At 66.5% G+C, this 3,921-nt stretch carries 5 protein-coding genes and 1 pseudogene; all 6 read right to left on the bottom strand.

What is annotated here, in order from left to right:
* A partial coding sequence (locus JYJ84_RS30620) for a type VI secretion system baseplate subunit TssF (protein WP_205189888.1) occupies positions 1 to 300 on the bottom strand: 300 nt, incomplete at its 3' end.
* Between the two features lie 4 nt (positions 301 to 304).
* Positions 305 to 853 (bottom strand): type VI secretion system baseplate subunit TssE, encoded by a 549-nt coding sequence (gene tssE, locus JYJ84_RS30625; RefSeq protein WP_122949515.1) that lies wholly within the window; start codon positions 851 to 853, stop codon positions 305 to 307.
* Between the two features lie 16 nt (positions 854 to 869).
* Positions 870 to 1,361 carry a type VI secretion system tube protein Hcp gene (locus JYJ84_RS30630; protein ID WP_027791618.1) on the bottom strand — a complete coding sequence of 164 codons (492 nt, stop codon included), beginning with the start codon at positions 1,359 to 1,361 and terminating at the stop codon, positions 870 to 872.
* Positions 1,362 to 1,432: 71 nt separating this feature from the next.
* Complete coding sequence (gene tssC, locus JYJ84_RS30635) at positions 1,433 to 2,941, bottom strand: type VI secretion system contractile sheath large subunit (RefSeq protein ID WP_122947049.1); 1,509 nt, start codon at positions 2,939 to 2,941, stop codon at positions 1,433 to 1,435.
* A complete protein-coding gene (tssB, locus tag JYJ84_RS30640) occupies positions 2,934 to 3,488 on the bottom strand; it encodes a type VI secretion system contractile sheath small subunit (protein ID WP_122947048.1) in 555 nt (184 codons plus the stop codon). The genes tssC and tssB overlap by 8 nt, the downstream gene beginning before the upstream one ends.
* Positions 3,489 to 3,561: 73 nt before the next feature.
* A pseudogene (locus JYJ84_RS38035) lies at positions 3,562 to 3,921 on the bottom strand (type VI secretion system protein TssA); the annotation flags it as partial.

The raw sequence follows: 3,921 nt of genomic DNA on the forward strand, positions 1-3,921 counted from the left end.
GTTCAGCATCGGCGCGAACCGCACGATCGCCATCGACGGCAGCGGCGCGATATAGCCGGGATACACGGCATCGAGCAGCGCCTGCGTGAAGCGCGGAAACTCAGCGTCCATCTTGAGCTGCACGCGCGCGGTGAGTAAGCTGAAGCCTTCGAGCAGCCGCTCGACATACGGGTCGGGCGGCCCCGATTCGTTGAGCCGCAGCCGCGCCGCGACTTTCGGGAACTGCTGCGCGAATTCGCCGCCGAGCTCGCGCAGGTACGCGAGTTCGCGGTTGTAGTAGTCGAGCAGGCGCGTATCCATCGCGTCAGGCCCCCGCCACGGATTGCAGCGACATCGCGCCCGTCTCGAGATCGAGGTCGGAGCGCAGCACGAATTCGAGCGGATGCGGGATCGACCACAGCGTGCCGCGAATCTCGAACAGCAGCACGTTGTGGCGCCGCTCGCCGGCGCGGCCACCGGCTGTGTCGATCACGCTGCGCACGTCGACGCTGTCGGGCGCGATGCGCGGCTCGAAGCGGACGATCGCGTCGCGGATCGACGCCTCGACCGACATCCGCTCGACGCCCGACATCGGCTTGCCGACGAGCGGCCGCATCCCGTAGTTGAGCACCGACGCCTGCGCGTGCGCGAACGCCGACCAGTCGACGAAGCCGTCCTCGGCGTTGCGCGTGTTGAGCAGCCATGCGAGATCGCGCAGCACGGCCGCGCGCAGGCGTTCCGTGCCGATCCACTGCGCGCCGGGCGCTTCGGTCGCGCGCTGCGGCGTGTCGTCGGTGAGCCGGTCGAGCAGCGCGGGCTGGAGCCGGTCGCGCAGGCTGCCCTCCCGGCCGTCGCGGGTTCGCGGGTCGTCCATGGTCATCTCCGCGCCGTCACATCTCGGTGTTTTCCTTGATGTTCCAGCCGACGGTCACCTCCGCGCCCTTGCCGCCGTTGTCGTTCTGCTGCCAGTACTGCTTCTTCACCTTCGCGGCCTGGAAACCGTAGTGCATCATCAGCCGGTCGGCGACGTCGCCCGGATCGATCCCCGCGACCTGCGCGGACGTGACGAGCACCTCCTGCAGCGTCACGCGCATGAACTCGACCTGCGTGCCGCCCGTCTTGCACGCGGAGATCTCGACCGACGAGAGATGCTTGCCGTTCGCGCAGTTCTTGATGATCGCGGGCGCACCCTTGTCCATGTACGCAGCGACGACGAGATCGTTGAAGCTCGCCTTGCCCGCGTTGCCGCCGCTGCCGCTCGCCATTGCGCCCGGCTGGCTCGCGCCCCACGTGAACGACTGGATGTCGGTCCAGCCCTTGTGCTGCGCGTCCGCCGACTCGCCGGTCACGCCGTCCACCTTCATAAACATTGCCACGCCCATTGCCGTCTCCGTTTCAGTGCGATGTCAGGATGAATGCCGCGTTGAATGCCGATCGTTGCTTGCTTTGCCGCTCACTCGTTGGCTGCCTTCGCGGTCGGCAGCCGTGAGATGAGCCGCAGCGACACGGTGAGCCCTTCGAGCTGGTAGTGCGGCCGCAGGAAAAATTTCGACGTGTAGTAGCCGGGGTTGTCCTCGACTTCGTCGACGACCACCTGCGCGGCCGCGAGCGGTTTGCGCGCCTTGGTTTCCTGCGACGAGTTGATGGGGTCGCCGTCGACGTAGTTCATGATCCAGTCGTTCAGCCAGCGCTCCATGTCGTCGCGTTCGCGGAACGAGCCGATCTTGTCGCGCACGATGCACTTCAGGTAATGCGCGAAGCGGCAGCACGCGAACAGGTACGGCAGGCGGCCGGACAGCCGTGCGTTCGCGGTCGCGTCGGGATCGTGGTATTCGGCCGGCTGGTACAGCGACTGCGCGCCGATGAACGCCGCGAAATCCGAATTCTTCCGGTGCACGAACGGCATGAAGCCGTTCTTGGCAAGTTCGGCCTCGCGGCGGTCGCTGATCGCGATCTCGGTCGGGCATTTCTGGTCGACGCCGCCGTCGTCGGTCGGGAACGTGTGACTCGGCAGCCCTTCGACCGCCCCGCCCGATTCGACACCGCGGATCGACGAACACCAGCCGAACTGCTTGAACGAGCGGTTGATGTTCGCGGCCATTGCGTACGCCGAGTTCGCCCACGTGTAGCGGTCGTGGTTCGCGGAGTCGGTGTCTTCCTCGAAGTCGAATTCGTCGACCGGGTTGGTGCGGGCGCCGTACGGCAGCCGCGCGAGAAAGCGCGGCATCGCGAGGCCGATGTAGCGCGAATCCTCCGACTGCCGCAGGCTGCGCCACGCCGCGTATTCGGTGTTCTGGAAGATCTTCGTCAGGTCGCGCGGGTTCGACAGCTCCTGCCACGAATCCATCTGCATCAGCTCCGGCGACGCGCCGGCGATGAACGGCGCGTGCGCGGCCGCCGCGATCTTCGACAATTCACCGAGCATCTCGACGTCCGGCGGGCTGTGATTGAAATGGAAATCGCCGACCAGGCAGCCGAACGGCTCGCCGCCGAACTGCCCGTATTCCTCCTCGTAGATCTTGCGGAACAGCGGGCTGTGGTCCCACGCGACGCCCTTGTAGCGCTTCAGCATCCGCGCGACCTCGTTGCGCGACGCCGGCAGCGCCTTGATCTTCAGCAGCTCGTCGGTCTCGGTGTGCGTGACGAGGTAATGCAGCCCGCGCCACGCGCCTTCGAGCGTCTGGAACTCGTTGTGATGCAGGATCTGGTTGATCTGCTCGGACAGCTTGCGGTCGATCTCCGCGATGATCTGCTTCACGCTGCCGTACGCATCGGTCGTCATGCCGACCGTATGTTCGAGCGCCTGCTGCGCGAGTGTGCGCACCGCGCGCTCGACCGATTCGCGCGCCTCGGCCGTCTTCGGCTTGAACTCCTTCTGCAGCAGCGCGGCGAATTCGTCGTGCGCGACGGCCGGTTGCGCGGCGTCGCGTGTGTCCACGCGGGATTGGACGGGATCATTCATCGCGGGCCTCCGGTTGGATCGCGTCGCCGCCCTGCGCGGGGGCATGCGGCTCGCGCACGAGCGTCTTCAGCAGGTCGGGATCGTTGATCGCGCGCTCGATCAGCTGCTCGGCGCCGTGCTTGCCGTCCATGTACGACAGCAGGTTCGACAGCTCGGTGCGCGCCTCCAGCAGCCGGCGCAGCGCGTCGACGTTGCGCGCGATCGCGGCCGGCGAGAAATCGTCGATCTGCTCGAACGTCATGTCGACGTTGAGCATCCCTTCGCCCGTCAGCGTGTTCGGCACCTGGAACGCGACGCGCGGCGCGACCGACTTCATCCGCTCGTCGAAGTTGTCGACGTCGATTTCGAGGAACTTGCGCTCCGGCAAGTCCGGCAGCGGCTCGGCACGTTTGCCCGCCAGGTCCGAAATCACGCCCATCACGAACGGCAACTGCACCTTGCGTTCGGCGCCGTAGGTTTCGACGTCGTACTCGATCTGCACGCGCGGCGCCCGATTGCGCGCGATGAACTTCTGTCCGCTGCCCGCCGCCTTGGTTCTGTCCGTCATCGTCCACTCCTTCACATCGATCAGGTTGCGCAGTCCGTCGGCGTCGCCCGCATGGCGGCGCCGTTCGTTCGTTTCATTCGCTCCGCTCGCCGCTCAGCAGATCCAGCTTCGGCAGGCTCTCCGGCGCGAGATCGCGGATGATTTCGTAGAAGTCGAGCGCGAGCAGCCGCTGGGCGCGCCTCAGCAGCAACGGCGCCGGATGGCTCGGCTCGTGCTGCTCGAAATAGCGGCACATCTTGTCGAGACCGAGGCGCACGTCGTCGCGACTCGTGACTTCGGCGTTGCGCCATGCATGGGCGTTCGGCATCGCCGTTGGCGCGGTAACTGTCATGCCGTTCTGCGATGCGTCGCCGGGCGCGGCCTGCTGTATGTCGCGCGACACCGGTTGCGGTTCGGGTAGCGGCACTTCGCGCACGATCCGCTGCAGCGCCTT

Source organism: Burkholderia sp. LMG 13014 (assembly GCF_905232215.1).
GTDB lineage: Bacteria > Pseudomonadota > Gammaproteobacteria > Burkholderiales > Burkholderiaceae > Burkholderia.